Annotated in this window: 20 protein-coding genes and 1 other annotated feature; of the genes, 12 read left to right on the top strand and 8 right to left on the bottom strand. The window is 34.8% G+C overall.

Translation table 11 applies throughout. The features are described from left to right. The first annotated feature begins 94 nt into the window (after positions 1-94). Together MHI00_RS15035 and MHI00_RS15030 are read left to right on the top strand one after the other, a co-directional pair. Positions 95-859 (top strand): AzlC family ABC transporter permease, encoded by a 765-nt coding sequence (locus tag MHI00_RS15035; RefSeq protein WP_010054905.1) that lies wholly within the window; start codon positions 95-97, stop codon positions 857-859. After that, positions 852-1,169, top strand: a complete 318-nt coding sequence (locus tag MHI00_RS15030) for an AzlD domain-containing protein (protein ID WP_010054906.1) — start codon at positions 852-854, stop codon at positions 1,167-1,169. The genes MHI00_RS15035 and MHI00_RS15030 overlap by 8 nt, the downstream gene beginning before the upstream one ends. A 361-nt stretch (positions 1,170-1,530) precedes the next feature. On the opposite strand, the gene MHI00_RS15025 is transcribed toward MHI00_RS15030, so the two are convergent. The 6 genes from MHI00_RS15025 to MHI00_RS15000 form a co-directional block, all read right to left on the bottom strand. Continuing rightward, the gene (locus MHI00_RS15025) at positions 1,531-2,037 is read right to left on the bottom strand and encodes a GNAT family N-acetyltransferase (protein ID WP_010054907.1); all 507 of its coding nucleotides are present in this window, start codon (positions 2,035-2,037) and stop codon (positions 1,531-1,533) included. Positions 2,038-2,110: 73 nt separating this feature from the next. Continuing rightward, the gene (gene tyrS, locus MHI00_RS15020) at positions 2,111-3,370 is read right to left on the bottom strand and encodes a tyrosine--tRNA ligase (protein WP_010054908.1); all 1,260 of its coding nucleotides are present in this window, start codon (positions 3,368-3,370) and stop codon (positions 2,111-2,113) included. 69 nt (positions 3,371-3,439) lie between these two features. Next, positions 3,440-3,651: a binding site (T-box leader), on the bottom strand. A gap of 185 nt (positions 3,652-3,836) precedes the next feature. After that, a complete protein-coding gene (locus MHI00_RS15015; RefSeq protein WP_010054910.1) occupies positions 3,837-4,214 on the bottom strand; it encodes a RidA family protein in 378 nt (125 codons plus the stop codon). Then, complete coding sequence (locus MHI00_RS15010) at positions 4,208-5,413, bottom strand: MalY/PatB family protein (protein ID WP_341114648.1); 1,206 nt, start codon at positions 5,411-5,413, stop codon at positions 4,208-4,210. Before MHI00_RS15010 ends, MHI00_RS15015 begins: the two co-directional genes overlap by 7 nt. Positions 5,414-5,430: 17 nt before the next feature. Continuing rightward, a complete protein-coding gene (gene malX, locus MHI00_RS15005) occupies positions 5,431-6,990 on the bottom strand; it encodes a maltose/glucose-specific PTS transporter subunit IIBC (RefSeq protein ID WP_390882077.1) in 1,560 nt (519 codons plus the stop codon). A 140-nt stretch (positions 6,991-7,130) separates the two neighbouring features. Then, positions 7,131-7,916, bottom strand: coding sequence for a MurR/RpiR family transcriptional regulator (locus MHI00_RS15000; RefSeq protein ID WP_341114644.1), 786 nt, complete (start codon positions 7,914-7,916; stop codon positions 7,131-7,133). A 519-nt stretch (positions 7,917-8,435) separates the two neighbouring features. Between MHI00_RS15000 and MHI00_RS14995 the strand changes: the two genes are divergently transcribed. The 9 genes from MHI00_RS14995 (at position 8,436) to fghA (ending at position 16,365) form a co-directional block, all read left to right on the top strand. Next, positions 8,436-9,239 (top strand): SDR family oxidoreductase, encoded by an 804-nt coding sequence (locus tag MHI00_RS14995; protein WP_341114641.1) that lies wholly within the window; start codon positions 8,436-8,438, stop codon positions 9,237-9,239. Positions 9,240-9,252: 13 nt separating this feature from the next. Next, a complete protein-coding gene (locus tag MHI00_RS14990) occupies positions 9,253-11,118 on the top strand; it encodes a BglG family transcription antiterminator (RefSeq protein ID WP_341114638.1) in 1,866 nt (621 codons plus the stop codon). Beyond that, positions 11,115-11,603: a transcriptional regulator GutM gene (locus tag MHI00_RS14985; protein WP_318589314.1), complete on the top strand. Its 489-nt coding sequence runs from the start codon at positions 11,115-11,117 to the stop codon at positions 11,601-11,603. Before MHI00_RS14990 ends, MHI00_RS14985 begins: the two co-directional genes overlap by 4 nt. Continuing rightward, positions 11,600-12,151: a PTS glucitol/sorbitol transporter subunit IIC gene (gene srlA / locus MHI00_RS14980; protein ID WP_317912973.1), complete on the top strand. Its 552-nt coding sequence runs from the start codon at positions 11,600-11,602 to the stop codon at positions 12,149-12,151. The genes MHI00_RS14985 and srlA overlap by 4 nt, the downstream gene beginning before the upstream one ends. A 30-nt stretch (positions 12,152-12,181) precedes the next feature. Continuing rightward, positions 12,182-13,171: a PTS glucitol/sorbitol transporter subunit IIB gene (gene srlE, locus MHI00_RS14975; protein ID WP_317912972.1), complete on the top strand. Its 990-nt coding sequence runs from the start codon at positions 12,182-12,184 to the stop codon at positions 13,169-13,171. 27 nt (positions 13,172-13,198) lie between these two features. Then, positions 13,199-13,555, top strand: coding sequence for a PTS glucitol/sorbitol transporter subunit IIA (locus tag MHI00_RS14970; protein ID WP_317912971.1), 357 nt, complete (start codon positions 13,199-13,201; stop codon positions 13,553-13,555). Between the two features lie 20 nt (positions 13,556-13,575). Further along, a complete protein-coding gene (locus tag MHI00_RS14965) occupies positions 13,576-14,256 on the top strand; it encodes a transaldolase family protein (RefSeq protein WP_341114630.1) in 681 nt (226 codons plus the stop codon). A gap of 124 nt (positions 14,257-14,380) precedes the next feature. Next, positions 14,381-15,493, top strand: coding sequence for an S-(hydroxymethyl)glutathione dehydrogenase/class III alcohol dehydrogenase (locus MHI00_RS14960; RefSeq protein ID WP_341114628.1), 1,113 nt, complete (start codon positions 14,381-14,383; stop codon positions 15,491-15,493). Between the two features lie 35 nt (positions 15,494-15,528). Beyond that, positions 15,529-16,365: an S-formylglutathione hydrolase gene (gene fghA, locus MHI00_RS14955; RefSeq protein WP_341115220.1), complete on the top strand. Its 837-nt coding sequence runs from the start codon at positions 15,529-15,531 to the stop codon at positions 16,363-16,365. A gap of 48 nt (positions 16,366-16,413) precedes the next feature. On the opposite strand, the gene MHI00_RS14950 is transcribed toward fghA, so the two are convergent. Both MHI00_RS14950 and MHI00_RS14945 read right to left on the bottom strand, forming a co-directional pair. Further along, entirely contained in the window at positions 16,414-16,812 is a 399-nt protein-coding gene (locus MHI00_RS14950; protein ID WP_010054920.1) for a YxeA family protein, read from the bottom strand. A 228-nt stretch (positions 16,813-17,040) separates the two neighbouring features. After that, positions 17,041-17,733 carry a DsbA family oxidoreductase gene (locus MHI00_RS14945; RefSeq protein ID WP_010054922.1) on the bottom strand — a complete coding sequence of 231 codons (693 nt, stop codon included), beginning with the start codon at positions 17,731-17,733 and terminating at the stop codon, positions 17,041-17,043. A 192-nt stretch (positions 17,734-17,925) separates the two neighbouring features. On the opposite strand from MHI00_RS14945, the gene MHI00_RS14940 reads away from it, so the two are divergent. After that, complete coding sequence (locus MHI00_RS14940) at positions 17,926-18,327, top strand: DUF2177 family protein (RefSeq protein WP_010054923.1); 402 nt, start codon at positions 17,926-17,928, stop codon at positions 18,325-18,327. Positions 18,328-18,335 lie beyond the last annotated feature (8 nt).

Below are 18,335 nucleotides of genomic sequence, written 5' to 3'. Positions count from 1 at the left end.
TATTTCCTCATTTATCTAGAAAAAAGACTTTATTTAAAGCGGATTATGTTATAATTGTAGCGTTGTTTGCCTATGTAAAATGGAGGACTGTCACATGTTAAAGAAAAATCAAGCGATCTGGCGCGAAACGTTAAAAGTTGCGATGCCACTTTGTCTAAGCTATATTCCTGTTGGACTGGCTTGCGGTGTTTTGTTGCAGAAGGTCGGTTTTAATGGTTTTTACACTGCACTTATTTCCTTTTTAGTGTTTTCTGGTGGGGCACAGTTTTTAGCCGCCGCGATGTTAGTTGATGCTGCTCCGATAGCTTCAATTATTCTAATGACTTTATTTTTAGAATTACGTTATATTTTATTAAGTTCCAGCCTTTCCACCTTTATAAAACAAGAAAAGAAAGGTTTTATTGCACTATTTACTAGAACTATTAATGATGAAAATTACGCTGTGAATTACTTGAAATTTTCAACAGATAAAAATTGGACAAGTAAAAAAGCTTTAATGGTCAATCGCTATTCACTAGCTTCTTGGCTAATTAGTAATGTAATTGGGTCAATGCTTGGTTCAACGATTCCATTGGATACACATATTGTCGATTTTGCGTTAACAGCGATGTTTATCTATATGTTTACGATGCAATTACAAAATAAACTAATTATTTTTGTTGGGTTGTTGTCGGGTGTCCTTTCTGTGGTGACGATGTTAGTATTCCAGAGTACGATCGGATTAATTATAGCTACAGTAATCGCTTCTTTGACAGGTTACTTTATTGAGAAGAAACTGAAGGTTACTAAAGTCGTTGATAAACCTATGTTAATGGATCGGAAACCGATTGAAACGGAGGTCACAGCCAGTAATGAATAATCAGCTTATTTTATTAATATTAGGAATGGCTTTTGTATCGTACTTGCCTCGTGTGATTCCGATGATGTATTTCTCCAAACGAGAAATTCCCCAGTGGTTCCATGATTGGATGAAATATGTACCGGCAGCGTTATTCGCAGCATTATTTTTTAAAGATGTTTTTATTGTGGATCACAGTTTTAGCCTCATAACAAATATAAAAGTTTTAGCTGCAGTGCTTGTTATGATTGTTGCTTATAAAACCAAATCAATGGGTCTTTCAGTAGTTGCTGGCTTAGGGTCGCTTCTTTTACTAAATTATTTGATGTAAATAAAAAAGTTAATCCTAGTTCGAATTGGGATTAGCTTTATTTTTATGCGGTTAGATAGTCTAAAATTATATGGCTAGAAATATAAAAATACAAACAAAAACCACTATAGCTAACCAAAGCTAAAGTGGAAAATTTTTACTTTGTTTTCATGTTTATATCCATCAGTGTCAAGTTCAGTTTCACATGTGTAATGGTCCTAGTATTTAGTGAAAGTTGCTCATACCTTGTGTTCTTTAGGTATACATTTAGTATAGCCAAGAAATATGAAGAAAGTATGATGACAGGGATAAGAAAGCATGAAGACAAAGTTAAGTTTAAGTAAATGACTATATGAAAAATTAAGAAGACGATAGGTACGATTTATTTAGTGTTATCCTCAAGGCTGTATTCCATTACAAAATCATCCATAATATATCCGCCACCGATATCTACAACTTGTTCTTTTACAGTTACGAATCCCATTTTTTTATATGCAGCAATGGATTTGTCATTATATTTATTGACTGTTAATTGGATTTTAAGTAGGTCGTTTTCACGAGCGATATCCTGAATTTGTTGAAAGACCTTTTTCCCAATGCCATGTTGTCTAGCTGTGGATTTTACATAGAGTTTACTTAAAAATAAATAATCGTTTTCTAACTGGAAGCCAGTATATCCGACTGTTTTCCCATCGAAATTTATCAAAAAATAGTTCATGCCATTGACAATATCTTGATAAATTTTTTCAGTAGATTGCAAGTTCGTTAGCATATACTCTACTTGTTCAGCACCAATAATGGCTGTATAATACTCTTCCCAAATTTCTCTAGCTAGTTTGTTGAGTAAGATAGCATCTTCTTTATTCGTGGCTTTTTTTAATCCAATCATTTATGTTCCTCCATTCAATTGATAATGAAAGAAAATGTGCCAGATAGACTGCCACATTTTCTTCTAATTTCGATTAAACTAATTTAACTAACGAGTAATTTTTCTTCCCTTTACGGATTAAGATAAAGCGTTCGTCAAAAGAATTGCTTGGTGAAGCGATAGCTTCTAAACTTAAAACTTTTTCGCCATTCATTGAAATTGCACCATTTGTAATATCTTCACGTGCTTGGCGTTTAGATGGTTCAATTCCTAATTCAACTAGCCAATCAACGATGTTTTTTTCTTCTTTAGGTGCTTCAAATGTAGGCATGTTTTTAAAGCCTTCCTCAATTTCATCAGCAGTTAGATTTTTCACATCACCTGTAAATAAAGCAGACGTGATTTTTTCGGCTTCATCTAATGCTTTTTGACCATGAACAAAATGGGTCATCTCACGAGCTAATGTTTTTTGTGCTTCACGTTTATGTGGTTCAGTTGCTACTTTTTCTGCTAAAGCTGAAATCTCATCTTGTGTTAAGAAAGTAAAGAATTTCAAGTATTTGATCACATCACGGTCATCTTGATTTAACCAGAATTGGAAGAACTCAAAAGGTGTTGTTTTCTTTGGGTCCAACCAAATAGCGCCACCAGCAGTTTTACCAAATTTAGTACCATCAGCTTTTAACATTAATGGAATTGTTAAACCAAAGGCTTTGGCTTCAGAGCCTTCTTTTTTGCGAATTAAATCTAATCCGGCCGTAATATTTCCCCACTGATCTGCACCACCAATTTGTAATTGCACATCATGGTGTTTAAATAGATGTAGGTAATCCATTGATTGTAGAATTTGGTACGTAAATTCAGTAAAAGAAATACCCGTATCTAAACGACTTGAAACAATATCTTTTGCTAACATTGTATTAATATTGAAGTTTTTACCGTAATCTCTTAAAAAATCTAGTAAGGTTAAATCATGTGTCCAATCGTAATTGTTAACCATTGTGACATCATCATTGCCACCAAAATCAAAAAGATTTTGCATTTGAGCTGTTAAAGCATCCACATTTTGTTGAACTTGTTCCATTGTTTGCAGTTGACGTTCAGAAGTTCTACCACTTGGATCACCAATAGTACCTGTTGCTCCACCAATTAAAATATAAGGATGGTGACCAGCTAGTTGGAAACGTTTCATCATCATAAATGGAATTAAATGACCAATATGCATGCTATCTCCAGTTGGATCCACACCACAATAGAGAGAAATTTTCTTTTCCGTCACCAATTCTTTTAATCCTTCAGCATCTGTTTGTTGATTAATGGCATCGCGCCACTCTAATTCTTCAATAATATTCATCTGTTCCACACTCCTTATAGTTAATTAGAAAATCAAAAAAGTCCCTATAAAATCAACTATTGCTGATTTTACAGGGACGAATGAACCGTGTTACCACCCAAATTGTATTCCATCTTTAAGATTAGAATACCTCTCAAAACTAAATATCGCTAGTTAGACGCTTGAGGTTAGTCAAGAAACTCCAGAGTGTATTTCGCTAATGTTGTATATGCTAGATTTCACCACCCTCTAGCTCTCTTGAATAGGGACAACACGCTACTGCGCTCTTTCTTAGTCATGTATTTTATAGATTGACCACAGTATAATCCACTACTAAATAAAAGTCAACTAGTAAAAAGAATAATTGAGCAAGTAATGAAATAAAAAGAATTAAAAACAGTGGGGTTATGCAATAAATTTGTTAAAAACCCCTATATTGTAAAGGCCTGTAAAAAATAAGCTACAATATAGAGGTGGCTTTTATTTATTAAATTACAGCAATCGCTTCAACTTCAACGCGAACATTTAAAGGCAATTCTTTAACAGCTACACATGAACGTGCTGGTTTGTGATCGCCAAAATAAGAGCCATAGACTTCATTAAAAGCTGCGAAATCAGCCATATCTGTTAAGAAACAAGTTGTTTTAATAACAGAATTTAAGTTAGATCCACCTTCTTCTAAAACGGCTTGCAAATTTTTCATTACTTGCTGAGCTTGTTCGGTAATTTCGGTTGAAATGACTTTTCCATTTGTTGGATCAACGGGAATTTGGCCAGAAGTGTAAAGAGTGTTTTCTATTTTTATTGCTTGTGAGTACGGTCCAATTGCGGCAGGTGCTTGATCAGTATAAATTTTTTCTAACATGTAAATTCCTCCTGTGATTTAAGTTGATTAACAGCTAACTTTAAGCGTTGTAAACCATCTATTAATTTTTCTCTAGGACAGCCGACATTCATGCGAATAAAATTCTCACCAGCTGTGCCATAGGTATTTCCAGGCATAATTGCTACTTTGCCATAATGAATCAAGGCATCTTGAAGCTGTTTACTCGTATAAGGTAGCCGTGAAACATCCAACCAAGCCAAGTAAGTTGCTTCAGGTTTGACCAATTGAATTTCTGGTAGTTCTGTTGTTAGAAACTCTTGTAACAGAACCAAATTGTTTGTCACATATAGATTTAGTTCATCGACCCAAGGTGCGCACTCATGATAAGCAGAAATCGTACTAAGCATTCCAAAAATACTAGTAGAAGAAAGACCATCACGATTTTTTAGAGTAACAAGAAATTCTTCGCGTAATTTATCATCGGGGATCAATAAATACGAACAAATTAACCCTGGAGTATTAAAGGTCTTACTAGCAGAGCTACAAATGGCAATGTTTTTTAAATCTGTTGTGCAACTAGTCAGTGGGAGATAAGTGAAATCAGCTCTGACAATATCCATATGAATATCGTCAGAAATTATAAACACATCATACTTCTGGCACAACGCAATTATTTTTAGCAATTCGTTTTTTGTCCAAACACGCCCTGTAGGATTATGCGGGCTACATAATAAGAAAATTTTTGTTTTAGGATGAGAAAGTCGTTTCTCTAAATCTATAAAATCAATTGTATAATGTCCGTCATTAAAAAGCAAAGGATTCTCATGAATTATACGTTGATTGTCTGTGATTGTTTTAAAAAAAGCGTCATAAGCAGGGGTTTGCATCACAATATAATCGCCCCTTTCAGATTTTAATTCAATTAATTTAGCCACGGAGTAAATAACAGAAGGACTATATAGTACCCAATCTGTTTCGATAGTAGACTGAAATCGATTTTGATACCACTGCTGAATTGCGCCTTTAAAAGAAAGATGATTCCAGCGAGTATAGCCGAAAATTTCATGATCCATTCGTTTTTTTAGTGTGTCAATAATTGCCGTGGGTACCTTAAAATCTGTATCAGAGACAGAGAATGGCAATAAATTTTTTTCACCAAAGCGATCTTCGATATAATCCCATTGTGTGCAGTAAGTGCCTGTTCGATCAGTTACTTCATCAAAATTTGTTTGCTTCATTTATTATCAATCCTTACTTACAATATTTTTTCAATTTGATTTTTTACGGAAGCAACTTGTGTTCCGATAATCACTTGAAGATTGGTATCATTTAATTTCATTACACCTAAAGCTCCACAGGCTGTTAATTCAGCATCATCAATCAAGGTCATATCTTTCACTACTAAACGTAATCGTGTAATACAATTATCTAATGAATCAATGTTTTGACTACCACCTAAAGCTGCTAAAATTCTAGCGCCGTCATACTTTCCTTTTTTCTTATGAGTGAGTTCGGCTTCAGAGAAGTCTTCTTGTAGAACTTCACGACCAGGTGTTTTTAAATTGAATTTTAAAATGACATATTTAAAAACAGAATAATAAATAACGAACCAGATTATGCCAGCTACTACTACTAGATACCATTTTGTATAATTTCCTTGAAGCACTCCAAAAATAATGAAGTCTAAAATTCCACCATCTGTATTGCCAATTACAACACCAAGCAAAGCCATTAGCATAAAGCCTAAGCCAGTCATAATAACATGGAATCCATATAAAGCCGGAGCAATAAATAAGAAGAGAAACTCAATAGGCTCAGTAATTCCAGTTACAAATGTAGCAATAACCCCTGAAATTAAGAGTCCTTTAACTTTATGTCGATTTTCAGGCAAGGCAGTTTGATACATGGCCAAAGCTGCTGCGGGTAAACCAAACATAAAGGTTGGCATCTTACCTTGCGACAAAAAGGCTGTAGCAGCAGGACTGATTGGGGTGCCACTTTGTAGTTGTGCATAGAAAATATTTAAGGCTCCCGAAATGGATTGTCCATTTACAATTTCTGTCCCACCAGCTTCAGTAAAGCGGATCATTGAAACTAAAATGTGATGCAAACCAAATGGAAGTAAAAGTCGCTCACCAGCACCAAATAAAAATGGACCAAAGATGCCTGATTTTTGAATTAATGTTCCAATTCCAGTAATGGCCATCGCAAAAATTGGCCAAATCATGGGAATTAAAATCCCAACAATAGCTAAAACTAATGAAGTAATGATTGGAATAAAGCGTGCCCCACCAAAAAAGGCGAAAGCATCTGGCAATTGAATATCATAAAAATTGCTATGCAATAAATAAACAATAATTCCAACAATAATTCCACCTAAAACACCCATTTCAACTGTTTGGATGCCCATAACCATACCCTGACCAGCTTCTCTTAAATTGTCTAAGTCAGCTAATCTTCCAGTCTCAGTTAAATAAAAATTGATAGACAAATTCATGATCACATAGCCAACAAAACCAGATAAAGCTGCAACACCTTTTTCATAACGTGCTAAACCTAGTGGTATCGCCATAGCGAATAATAGCGGCAAATAAGTAAAAGCAAAGCCGCCAATCGTCGACATAAATTTAAAAATAATTTGCAACCAAGGTTGATTTAAAAATGGCAATGTCTCGAGAGTTGAGGGGCTAGAAAAAGAACTTCCAATCCCTAATAGCAATCCCATAAAAGCCAATAACGCAACAGGTAACATAAAGGTTTTACCTAACCCTTGAAAAAATTCCCAAAAATTAAACTTCTTCTTTTCCATATTCAGAATACTCCTTCTCAATTCATAATTGGTTTAAGCTAGCTACAAGTAGCATACTTTTTAAAACCGTTTTCAGCAATCGGTTTCATTGCTAATGGAATGGCATACATAAAATGTACAGGTATACAGAAAAAACCATCAACGAACTAATTTGCTGATGGTCCAGATAGATTCAAGTAATGAATAATAAGAAATTCAAGCACGAGATTAAGCGGAATTCGTGAACTCATATCAACATTCCCATAGTAACAGTTTGTGATTTTGGCTTGATAAGTTAAGCTAGCTAACTGTTCTAGCTGACTATTATCAGCGCCAACAATTCCAATAATAGGAACATTACGTTTTTTTAATAGTGAAGCAAATTCAATAATATGAATGGTTTCACCACTATAAGACACTAAAATAGCGACATCATCAGGAGTTAAGCTATTAGCAACAGCTCGCAACTCATCCCAATCTTCCCGAGCATTGGCAATTCGACCAGAAAAAGTCAGTTTTCGAGCTGCATCTAAACAGCTAGGTAAAGATGCACCGACACCAAAAAATTCTACTCGATTGCTCTTGATTAAGTACTTCGCACCAAGAGTTAGGCTTTCTTTTGTTAGTTGGGAGAGCGTTTGATTGATCTCAGTCCGAATGCGCTCCGCCATTTCTTCAATTCCAGTTAAAGAAGGTAAACTTAAAGGTACTTGTTTTTTTTCGGTCTGTACATATTGAGTTAAGGTATATTTTAATTCCTGAAAACCAGCATAGCCTAATTGCTTACAAGTTCGACTGATTGTTGCAGTCGATACAAAAGTTTTTTCAGAAACTTGTTTTAAGCTCATACTGATTACTTTTTCAGGATGACTCAAAATATATTCCAGCACTTGTTTTTCTAAAAGACTAAGGGTCTCACGTTTTTTTAGCAAACGTTTGTAAAAAATTTGCATACTCATGCTCCTTTTCATTATCTATAGTTAGAGTTATTTTAGCATATTACCAGTATTGTAAGAAGATATAAAATAATGGAAAATAAACTTGCAAGAACCAGAAGCCGTTTCATTTAGAAAATTAAATAACGAATAAATATGTTTTTTCTTGTAAGATATTTTTTATTTAGAATGAAGTAATAAAAAGAGATTCAGTGATAACGCTAGATAAACTAATGGGATGCTGAAATTTAACTGTTTGAAAAAATGGTTTCCTGTATACTAAATATAAGAGAGCATGTGTTTTAAATTTGTTTGTTTTATAACGAAAAATCCATTAAAAATGAAAGGCTTTCTATTTTTAGGATAGTATCTTGGGAAATTTATGGAGCTAGAGTTTAGTGTGAATAAATAGGATGTTTTTAGTGAACTTAGCGAATTAATACAGTGAAATAATCACTTACCTTAAAATGTGTGTATTAATTAAAACCTCTTTGGCAACTATACTTAGTGTATGTTAAAAAGAGAGGGTGGAAGAAAATGACAGAGAATTGGTTAAATATTCAAGAAAAGGTAATCATTGTCACAGGGGGTTCTTCAGGGATTGGTGAGACAGTTGTGGAGAGTTTACTTTCACAGGGCGTGAAAGTAATTAATGCAGACTTGAAGGATAATGGGGTGAATCGTAAGAATCTACTATTTGTAAAGACAGATATTTCTATGAAACAAGATATTGATAACGTTATCAATATTGCTTTAGAGACATTTGGAACAATTGATGGAGTTGTGAATAATGCTGGTATCAATATTCCTAGATTGTTAGTAGATGTGGATGTTAAAGATAGTGAATATGAATTAACTGTCGATATTTTTGATAAAATGGTGAGCATCAACCAAAAAGGTGTCTATCTAATGTCCCAAGCAGTTGGACGCATTTTAGCGAAAAAAAAATCTGGGGTGATTATTAATATGTCATCGGAAAGTGGATTAGAGGGTTCAGAAGGTCAAAGTGCATATGCTGCCACTAAAGCAGCAGTAAATAGCTATACTCGTTCATGGTCAAAAGAGTTAGGGAAATACAATGTTCGAGTAGTTGGAATTGCACCAGGAATTATGGAAGAAACAGGTTTAAGAACAATTGATTATGAAACAGCTCTTGCCTATACTCGTGGAATTACAATAGATAAATTACGTGAAGGCTATGCTAATACATCGATTACTCCTTTAGGTAGAAGTGGTCAGCTTGTGGAAGTGGCTGATTTAGTTTGCTATATGATTTCAGATCGTGCAAGTTATATTACGGGAATAACTTGTAATATTGCTGGAGGAAAAACTCGTGGCTAAGGGGGCGTAACCAGTGTCGTTAACAAATAAATGGTATGACATACTAAATATTCTATTGTTAAAACGACGTGTAACACTTAATGAACTAAGCAAATTAACTAAATCTTCAAGCCAAACATTGAAAAAAAATATAGAATTATTAAATGGACAACTGAGTAAGATAGCAGAAATTAAGCAAGATAAAAATAGTGTTGAATTGACCATTACTAATTTTTATGAATTTCAGCGGATCATGAGTGGCAGTTTGAAACTAAATACAGATTTTAATTCAGTTGGGAAAAGAACTGCGTATATGTTAGAAAAAATGATTCAGCAAGAGGGATTTATCCTAATTGATGATTTAGCAGAAAACTTACAAGTGAGCCGTAGTACAGTCAATAATGATATTAAAGGAATGAAGGAATCTTTGGTAAGTTTTGATGTAGAGCTAAAAGGTATTCCCAATAAAGGCATCCAATTAATAGGCGAAGAACAAACTTTACGCTTGATTCTTTCGAAATATGTCTATGATTATTATAGAAATCATTATCCTCTAAAGGAAGATACCTTAGAATGGGTTGCACAACTGTCGAAATATTATAAGTTAGATCAAGTGACTGTCGAGCTACTAAAAAAAAATATTGCCATTAGCATGAGTAGAATTATCGAAAAAAAGCCTATGCTTCGATCAATTGATTATTACAATAATTTTGAATATGAGACACCGCTACTACAAGAATTTATGTTTCATTTAGAAACAGAATATCGGTTAACGTTAGGGAAATATGATCAAGATTTTATTTCTTTTCCTATTAATACACGGACGACAGCGATGGTTGCAGATAAGAATATGTGTGGATACGAGCAAGAGGTGAGGATTCTTTTTGATGCGATGATGAAAGGGATTCAATCGAATTTTGTAACAGACTTTAATGAGAATGCATTATTTGACGTTTTGAAGCATCATTTACTATTTATGATGAATAGAATTCTTTTTCATGTGGATTTATTTGACTTATTTATGGATGAAATTCAATTGAAATACCCTTTTTCATATGAACTTGCTAAAGTTGCCATTCATGTAATAGAAGAGGAATTAATGGTAACCGTTAGCACAATAGAGGTGAGTTATTTAGCAATCTATTTTGAATTGGTGTTAAATAAAAAGCAGGAATCCAAAGTTGAACGAAAGGTTGCAATCGTATGTAGTGCTGGACGTGGAACAGCGACCTTAATCCATAGGCAATTAAAAGAGGCGTTAGGAAAAGATATAAAAATTAGTCAATTTTCAGAAACTGACTATCAAGAACTAGACGAAGCAGACTATTTAGCTATTTTTAGCACCATTCCATTATCGGCTATTGCGGGTGTCCCAATTATTCAAATCACGAATCTTTTTGATAACCAGTTGCTTTTGCAAGAATGGAAAAGCATCGGTCTCCAAAGTATACTCACAACAAACACGGTTGATTTTTCATTCCAAGTTTTAGACCTAGAAAAAAGTTATATAGAAAATGTAAGTACTATGATTGAAGAACTTATAAATGAAAAAAAATTAGCTACCGATTTTATGGATTTATGGCAGGCTAGAGAGCAATTACAATCCACAATATTCGATCAAGGAATTGGTTTTCCCCACACAGTAAATAAGGGCGCGAATCAAATTGTTTTTAGAATAGGTGTATTCAAGCAAAAGAAAAGCGAAAAGAATCAATATGTTCAATTAGTTTTTTTAGTGGGAATCCCTGAACTTATAAATCCCAATACTGAAAAAGTTCTGTTGGAAATTTATGACTTAGTTTTTACTATAGGGGCAAACAAAGATTATATTCAAGAAATTTCTAAATTTGAGAGTCAGCAACAAATGTTAGATTTTATAAATAGAGAGGAGATCTTATGATGCCAGTCATTTATATTTTAGGAATAAGCGCAGTTGGAGCATATGTATTTCAAGGAATATTGGGCTTTATACAAATTAAGCATTTTACAAAAATTTATGGAGAAATGAGAAAGCGTGGTCGTGTAGCCATTGGTCGTAAAGCTGGAAAATTTAGAGCTGGCACGATTGTGATGTTTACAATTGACGAAGCAGGAATTATTCTGGCTAGTTATAAAATTCAAGGGACAACTATTTTAGCTAGGTTTAAACCATTAGCAGGCTTTGAAGGAGTAAATATATTGTCTTTAGAAAAAAAATTGCCGTGTGTACGTAAAGAAAATAAGTTGACACAAGCAACAATTATGGACGCTGTTACTATTTATAAGCGAGTTTTGAATGGGGAAATAATTAAGGCAAAAGAGACACCATTTGCTTCACTAGCTACGCGATTAGCTCTAATTAAATATTCAATTCAGCTGAAATTAAGAAAGGGTGTAGAAAAATGAATATGATAACTAAGTTTGCAGAAAGTTTTATGAATCTATTTCAAGAAGGCGCAGATATATTTATTAGTTGGGTTACAGGAATTGTACCAGTCGTTTTAATGTTACTTGTCTTAATGAACACCATCATTGCCATGCTAGGGGAGGAAAGAGTGACGAAAATAGCTCAAGCATCATCAAAAAACATCGTTACAAGGTATTTAATTTTACCATTTATTGCAACCTTTATGTTAGGGAATCCGATGTCGTTTACGCTGGGACGTTTTTTACCAGAATATTATAAACCTAGTTTTTATGCTGTAACAGCTCAAGCCAATCATACAAGCAATGGATTATTTCCGCATATTAATCCAGGCGAATTATTTATTTACCTTGGTGTCGCACAGGGAATTACTAAATTGGGTTTGAATCAAATGGATTTGGCAGTTCGCTATTTATTAGTAGGATTAGTAATGAATTTTATTGGGGGCGTTGTGACAGATTATACCACTAAGTATGTCTGCAAGCAGCAAGGTGTGGAACTGAGTAAAGAAGCTAAAGTCACGAACTAAATCAAATTTTATATGAAGGGGAGAGAAAATATGGATCAATATAGAAGCATTAGTATAAAAAAAGGTTCAGGTGGCTATGGTGGACCACTTACAATTACACCTACGGCAGAAAAGCATAAGTTTATCTATGTAACTGGTGGCGGAGAACGACCAGATATTGTGGATAAAATTGAAGAGTTAACGGGAATGGAATCTGTAAATGGGTTTAAAACATCTATTCCTGATAATGAAATTGCTTTAGCGATTATTGACTGTGGTGGGACACTTCGTTGTGGAGTGTATCCTCAAAAGGGAATTCCAACCGTAAATATTGTCCCAACCGGAAAAAGTGGTCCCTTAGCAAAATATATAAATGAAGAAATATATGTATCAGCAGTTGGTGTGAAACAAATTCAATTAGTAGAAGACAAAGTAGCATCTGATGCAACTCAAACTCCTACACGAGAGTATAAATATAGTACAGATAAGAAAATTACGGAAACAATCGGTAAAAAAAGTATAATTGCTCGTATTGGTATGGGAGCAGGGAAAGTAGTAGCCACCTTTAATCAAGCAGCTCGAGAAGCGATTCAAACGGTTATTACAACAATTTTGCCTTTTATGGCCTTTGTGGCGCTATTAATTGGAATCATTCAAGGTTCAGGTATTGGCGATTTATTTGCAAAGTTGATGGCTCCTTTGGCTGGAAATATTTGGGGATTAATTATTATTGGTTTCATTTGTTCACTGCCATTTCTTTCACCACTACTTGGCCCAGGAGCAGTTATTGGACAAGTAATTGGTACATTGATTGGTGTTGAGATAGGTAAAGGTAATATTCCACCCCAATTAGCGTTACCTGCACTGTTTGCTATTAATACACAAAATGCGTGCGATTTTATCCCAGTTGGTTTGGGATTAGAAGAAGCGGAAGCTGAAACTGTTGAAGTTGGAGTTCCTTCAGTATTGTATTCGCGCTTTTTAAATGGCGTTCCGCGAGTAATTGTAGCTTGGTTAGCTAGTTTTGGACTATATAGCTAAATATAATTAGAAGAATCGAGGTCAAGTATGGTGAAGTATAAAACGATTGTTAGAGGAATTGGCTCAGAAGCAAAGCTTTTTAAAGAAGAAAACATGCTTATTTTATTCGGAATAGACGCACCAGATTCATTGAAAGACTATTGTTACACTATTGAGGTCAACCCAATAGTTGAAGAGATTAGAGCTGGAATGAAGTTACGAATTGATGAAAATTATTTTACTATTACAGCAATCGGGAACGTTGTTAATAAAAATTTAAGTGAATTAGGACATGTAACAATTAAATTTGATGGGGATACACTGTCAGAACTACCTGGTACAATGCATGTGTCACAAAGTGAATACCCAGAAATTAATATTGGAAGCATCCTAGAAATTCATTAGAAAATTAAGGAGGTAAGCCGATGTATATTGACTCAGCGAATGTGAAAGAAATCAAAGAGTGTATTCAATTAGGAATTTTTAAAGGTGTAACGACGAACCCAACCTTATTGCTGAAAGAAAATAAAGATAGAATACTTCAACTAAAAAAGATTGCTAATTTGGAAATTGGACAATTATTTATTCAATTAGAAGGAGCCACCGTAGCTGAATTGCTTGAAGACTTAACTAAAATAAAGCAATCGTTGGACGTCCAACACAGTCAAACGGAAATCATTTATAAAATTGCGATTGATAAATCTGGATTAATGGCAATAAAAGCGATTAAGGAGCATCACCCCAATTTGGCGATTTTAGGAACGGTAATCTACTCTACAGAACAGATCTATTTAGCTAGTCTTGCAGGCTGTTCGTATGTAGCACCTTACATCAATCGCATGGAAAACTTTGGCATCAATCCATATGAAGTTATTTCCGCTGGGCATACGTATTTGAGTGGTAGAAATAGTGCTTGTCAGATTATGGGTGCTAGTTTTAAAAATGTGTTACAAGTGAAAAGTGCCTATAATGCTGGAGCTAGTAGTGTAACGTTACCTAAAGAAATATTGAATAAAATGTTAGAACAAGACAATGTAACCTGTGCTATTAGCCAATTTAATCAAGATGGAAAACAATTAATTAAGCAAGTTAGCAAGGGTGAATGAAAAAGAGTTCTCATTTGAAAATAATTTATCCCTTAAACGTACATTCAAAAAATGGCATTAGTTTTGTATTAATGGTATCCTAATTTAGTCATTAAAAAATGAACTAAAGAAAGGTGATTAAAAAATGAAATCTCGCGCAGCAGTGGCTTTTGGTCCAGGCCAACCACTTAAAATAGTAGAAATTGATGTAGAAGCTCCAAAAAAAGGAGAAGTACTGGTAAAAATTACCGATACAGCAATTTGTCATACAGATGCTTTTACCCTATCAGGAGATGATCCAGAGGGCGTTTTTCCAGCCGTTTTAGGTCATGAAGGTGGTGGGATTGTTATCGAAGTTGGCGAAGGGGTTACTTCTGTCGATGTAGGAGATCACGTAATTCCACTTTATACAGCAGAATGTGGCAAATGTAAATTCTGTCTATCAGGCAAAACGAATTTATGCCAAGCCGTTCGTGAAACCCAAGGGAAAGGTCTAATGCCTGATGGCACAACGCGTTTTTCTTATCAAGGTGAACCAATTTATCACTATATGGGTACAAGTACGTTTAGTGAATATACCGTGATACCGGAAATTTCATTAGCAAAAATTAATCCAGAAGCACCCTTAGAAAAGGCCTGCTTATTAGGTTGTGGGGTGACAACAGGAATCGGTGCGGTTCATAACACAGCCAAGGTTCAAGCGGGAGATACGGTCGCTGTTTTTGGGCTTGGAGCAATCGGATTAGCTGTCATTCAAGGTGCAGTACAAGCAAAAGCTAAACGAATTCTAGTAATTGATACGAATCCAGATAAATTTGAACTAGCAAAAGAGATGGGCGCAACAGACTTCATTAATCCAAAAGACTATCCTCAACCAATCCAAGAAGTAATTGTTGAAATGACAGATGGTGGAGTCGATTTTAGTTTTGAATGTATCGGAAATACAAATGTGATGCGTTCAGCCTTAGAATGTTGCCACAAAGGATGGGGACAAAGTATTATTATCGGAGTTGCCGGAGCTGGTCAAGAAATTAGTACTCGTCCGTTTCAATTAGTCACTGGTCGTGTTTGGAAAGGTTCAGCATTTGGTGGGGTGAAGGGCAGAAGCGAATTGCCAGCCATGGTTGAACAAGCTATGCGTGGCGAAATTCAACTGGATCCATTTATTACCCACACCTTGCCATTTGACCAAATCAATGAAGCCTTTGAATTATTACATGCTGGAAAATCAATCCGAACCGTCTTATCTTACGATTAATCAAAAGGAGCGATTAAATTATGGGAAATGTACAAATAGAAACCATCGAAGAGCATAAAGTATTTGATGGAACACAATATAAATTCCGTCATTATTCAACCCTCTTAAACTGTTCAATGACCTTTAGCCTATTTTTACCAAACAAAGAAATCTTTGCCAATCCACCCCTACTTTGGTGGTTATCAGGCTTGACTTGTACAGATGATAACTTTACCCATAAAGCAGGGGCCCAAAAGGTAGCCGCCAAAAAAGGGTTAGCATTAATTATGCCAGATACTAGTCCTAGAGGCGCAGATGTTCCAAACGATGACGCGTGGGATTTAGGACAAGGTGCAGGTTTTTATCTGAATGCTACCGAAGAACCTTGGCAAACTCATTACAAAATGTATGACTATATAACTGAAGAATTAACCGGGATTTTACGAGATAAATTCAATTTAACAGGTCCAGAAGCAATAGCCGGCCATTCAATGGGCGGACACGGTGCTTTAGTTATCGGTTTGCGTAATCCGAAGCGCTTTAGTTCGATTTCAGCCTTTGCTCCTATTGTAAATCCAAGTGAAGTTCCATGGGGAATCAAGGCCTTTTCTACTTACTTAGGCCAAGATAAAACCACATGGAGCCAATGGGATGCTGTTGAGTTGCTAGCTGCAGCCCCAACTGGAGAGACTAGCCCGATTTTAATTTCTCAAGGGGAAAGTGATCCTTTTTACAAAGAACAATTACAACCTGAAAAACTTCAAACAGTTGCTCAGCGCAAAAAAATACCTTTGACACTCAAATTAGAGCCAGAGTTTGACCATAGTTATTACTTTGTGTCGACTTATATCGAAGAGCATATTGAGTTTCATCTGCAGCATTTAGAAAAATAAAAACAGGGATCAAAAAAGTCGAAAAACTTTTTTGATCCCTATTTTTATTTATTCTTTACTCGTGAAGGCTTCTTTTACTTTCTCAGGTAAATCCTCTTGAGAAACTTCTTCCCAATCATTTATATAGACACCTTTAGCATCCAGTTTTAAATAGGCTCCTTCTCTTAGTTCATCACCTGCATAAAACGAAACTTCGTAATGATTACCGTCAGATTTATAAGCATCTTGAGAATAAATATACCCACCTGGACTTTGTTTTGTACCGTGTTCGCTACTTGTAAGGACATAAACATCTTCTTTGGAAACAAATGGGTTGAAGCGGTCCAGTTGTTGACTCAAATCATCATTTTTTGTTTGTTGTTGCTTAGGGAGTAAGAAACTAGCAAGGCTAAGTAAAAGGACCCCAGATACAAGAATAGTTAAAGCAATTTTGATTGTTTTTTTCATTTTATTTTTCCTCCAATAAGTTGATAAGCTTATTATGTAACAGTTAGGTTTTTCTTTCATCAAGCTATGGGCGTAGTGAAAAATTGACCTAGCGATGTAGAGCACAACAGTATCAACTATTTTAAGTAATAAGAAGGGATAACCTTACATTATTGTTAGGTTATCAGGAAATAAAAAACTAGCATATCCTCAAACTAAAAGAGGAATTATGCTAGCTAAATCAATTCATTAAATTGTACAAGAATCGTCTTTACAATTTGCACCATCTTCTGTAACCAATGTTTGTTGACTCGTTGCATTTTTAGCATCAACTTGTGCTAAAATATTTTCAAAAGCTGAAACTGGTTGTGCACCACTAACGGCATATTGATCATCAATTAAAAAGAAGGGCACGCCCTGAATGCCTAATTCCATGGCTTTTGTTTCATCAACACGTACAGGAGCTAAATATTCTTGAGAGTGAATAATTTCTCGTGTTCGTTTTTCATCCAGGCCAACAGAAGTTGCAATTGCAACTAAGGTTTCCTCATCATTTAAAAAAGCCCCATCTGTAAAGTAGGCATGCATACCAGCTTCAACAAATTCATTGCCTTTGCCGACCTCTTTAGCAAATTGAGCTAAACGATGAATCGTAAAGCTATTTGTATTTTTCATATTATCAAAATCATAAGTTAAACCAGCTGCTGCTGCCGTTTGCCCAATAGAATCATTATTCGCTTTTGATTGTTCATAACTAATCCCATATTTTGTGGCAATCAATTGATGAATATCTTCATCATGTTTAATCGCTCCATTAGGATCCAGCTCAAAACTATGGAAAACCACTTCAACATCCTCACGATCGCCTAGAGCTTCTTCTAAGTGTCGTTTACCAATATAACAAAATGGGCAGACAAAATCAGACCAAATATCAATTTTCATGTTCATGTACCTCTTTCTATAAATCGTTTTATGCTTACTAATTGTAAGCTTTATTCTATAGGTAATGTTCTCAACTGTCAACTATTTGAACTGATATCTACTAACTTGACAAAATAGTAAGCATATCTTTTCATCTATCAGATGATAAATGATATAATTGTTTATCAGATGATAAACGAAAGGGTGGAGAGAATGAATTATTTTGTAAAACTATTTATAGCGAGTGCACTAATTTTTCTTGTTATTGATTTAATTTGGTTGATTGTGATAGCTAGACAAACCTATCAAAATCAGATAGGTAGCTTATTAGGTCCAACCAAGGTTGTTCCAGCAGCTATTTTTTATGTGTTGTATATAATTGGAATTATCTTTTTTGTTCTTCAACCGGCTTTGGATAAAGGCAGTTTATCTTATGCACTAATAGCGGGTGGATTTTTAGGCTTACTTTGTTATGGCACCTATGACTTAACTAATTTAGCGACATTAAAAAATTGGTCGACAGTTGTTACCGTAATTGATTTAGCATGGGGAGCTTTTATTACTGCAACTACCTCAGGTTTAGTTTATGGATTAGCGAAGTATTTTAACTGGTAATAAAAGGG

This window comes from Carnobacterium sp. FSL E2-0243, from assembly GCF_038003605.1.
GTDB classification, from domain to species: Bacteria; Bacillota; Bacilli; order Lactobacillales; family Carnobacteriaceae; genus Carnobacterium; species Carnobacterium maltaromaticum.
The sequence above is the reverse complement of the archived record's forward strand: the minus strand, read 5'-3'. Positions and strand labels throughout refer to the sequence as shown.

Excerpts from the sequence above, each read along its gene's own strand:
- MHI00_RS15035 (WP_010054905.1), top strand. The coding sequence starts at position 95 with ATGTTAAAGAAAAATCAAGCGATCTGGCGCGAAACGTTAAAAGTTGCG.
- MHI00_RS15030 (WP_010054906.1), top strand. The coding sequence starts at position 852 with ATGAATAATCAGCTTATTTTATTAATATTAGGAATGGCTTTTGTATCG.
- MHI00_RS15025 (WP_010054907.1), bottom strand. The coding sequence starts at position 2,037 with ATGATTGGATTAAAAAAAGCCACGAATAAAGAAGATGCTATCTTACTC.
- tyrS (WP_010054908.1), bottom strand. The coding sequence starts at position 3,370 with ATGAATATTATTGAAGAATTAGAGTGGCGCGATGCCATTAATCAACAA.
- MHI00_RS15015 (WP_010054910.1), bottom strand. The coding sequence starts at position 4,214 with ATGTTAGAAAAAATTTATACTGATCAAGCACCTGCCGCAATTGGACCG.
- MHI00_RS15010 (WP_341114648.1), bottom strand. The coding sequence starts at position 5,413 with ATGAAGCAAACAAATTTTGATGAAGTAACTGATCGAACAGGCACTTAC.
- MHI00_RS15000 (WP_341114644.1), bottom strand. The coding sequence starts at position 7,916 with ATGCAAATTTTTTACAAACGTTTGCTAAAAAAACGTGAGACCCTTAGT.
- MHI00_RS14995 (WP_341114641.1), top strand. The coding sequence starts at position 8,436 with ATGACAGAGAATTGGTTAAATATTCAAGAAAAGGTAATCATTGTCACA.
- MHI00_RS14985 (WP_318589314.1), top strand. The coding sequence starts at position 11,115 with ATGATGCCAGTCATTTATATTTTAGGAATAAGCGCAGTTGGAGCATAT.
- srlA (WP_317912973.1), top strand. The coding sequence starts at position 11,600 with ATGAATATGATAACTAAGTTTGCAGAAAGTTTTATGAATCTATTTCAA.
- srlE (WP_317912972.1), top strand. The coding sequence starts at position 12,182 with ATGGATCAATATAGAAGCATTAGTATAAAAAAAGGTTCAGGTGGCTAT.
- MHI00_RS14970 (WP_317912971.1), top strand. The coding sequence starts at position 13,199 with ATGGTGAAGTATAAAACGATTGTTAGAGGAATTGGCTCAGAAGCAAAG.
- MHI00_RS14965 (WP_341114630.1), top strand. The coding sequence starts at position 13,576 with ATGTATATTGACTCAGCGAATGTGAAAGAAATCAAAGAGTGTATTCAA.
- MHI00_RS14960 (WP_341114628.1), top strand. The coding sequence starts at position 14,381 with ATGAAATCTCGCGCAGCAGTGGCTTTTGGTCCAGGCCAACCACTTAAA.
- MHI00_RS14950 (WP_010054920.1), bottom strand. The coding sequence starts at position 16,812 with ATGAAAAAAACAATCAAAATTGCTTTAACTATTCTTGTATCTGGGGTC.
- MHI00_RS14945 (WP_010054922.1), bottom strand. The coding sequence starts at position 17,733 with ATGAAAATTGATATTTGGTCTGATTTTGTCTGCCCATTTTGTTATATT.
- MHI00_RS14940 (WP_010054923.1), top strand. The coding sequence starts at position 17,926 with ATGAATTATTTTGTAAAACTATTTATAGCGAGTGCACTAATTTTTCTT.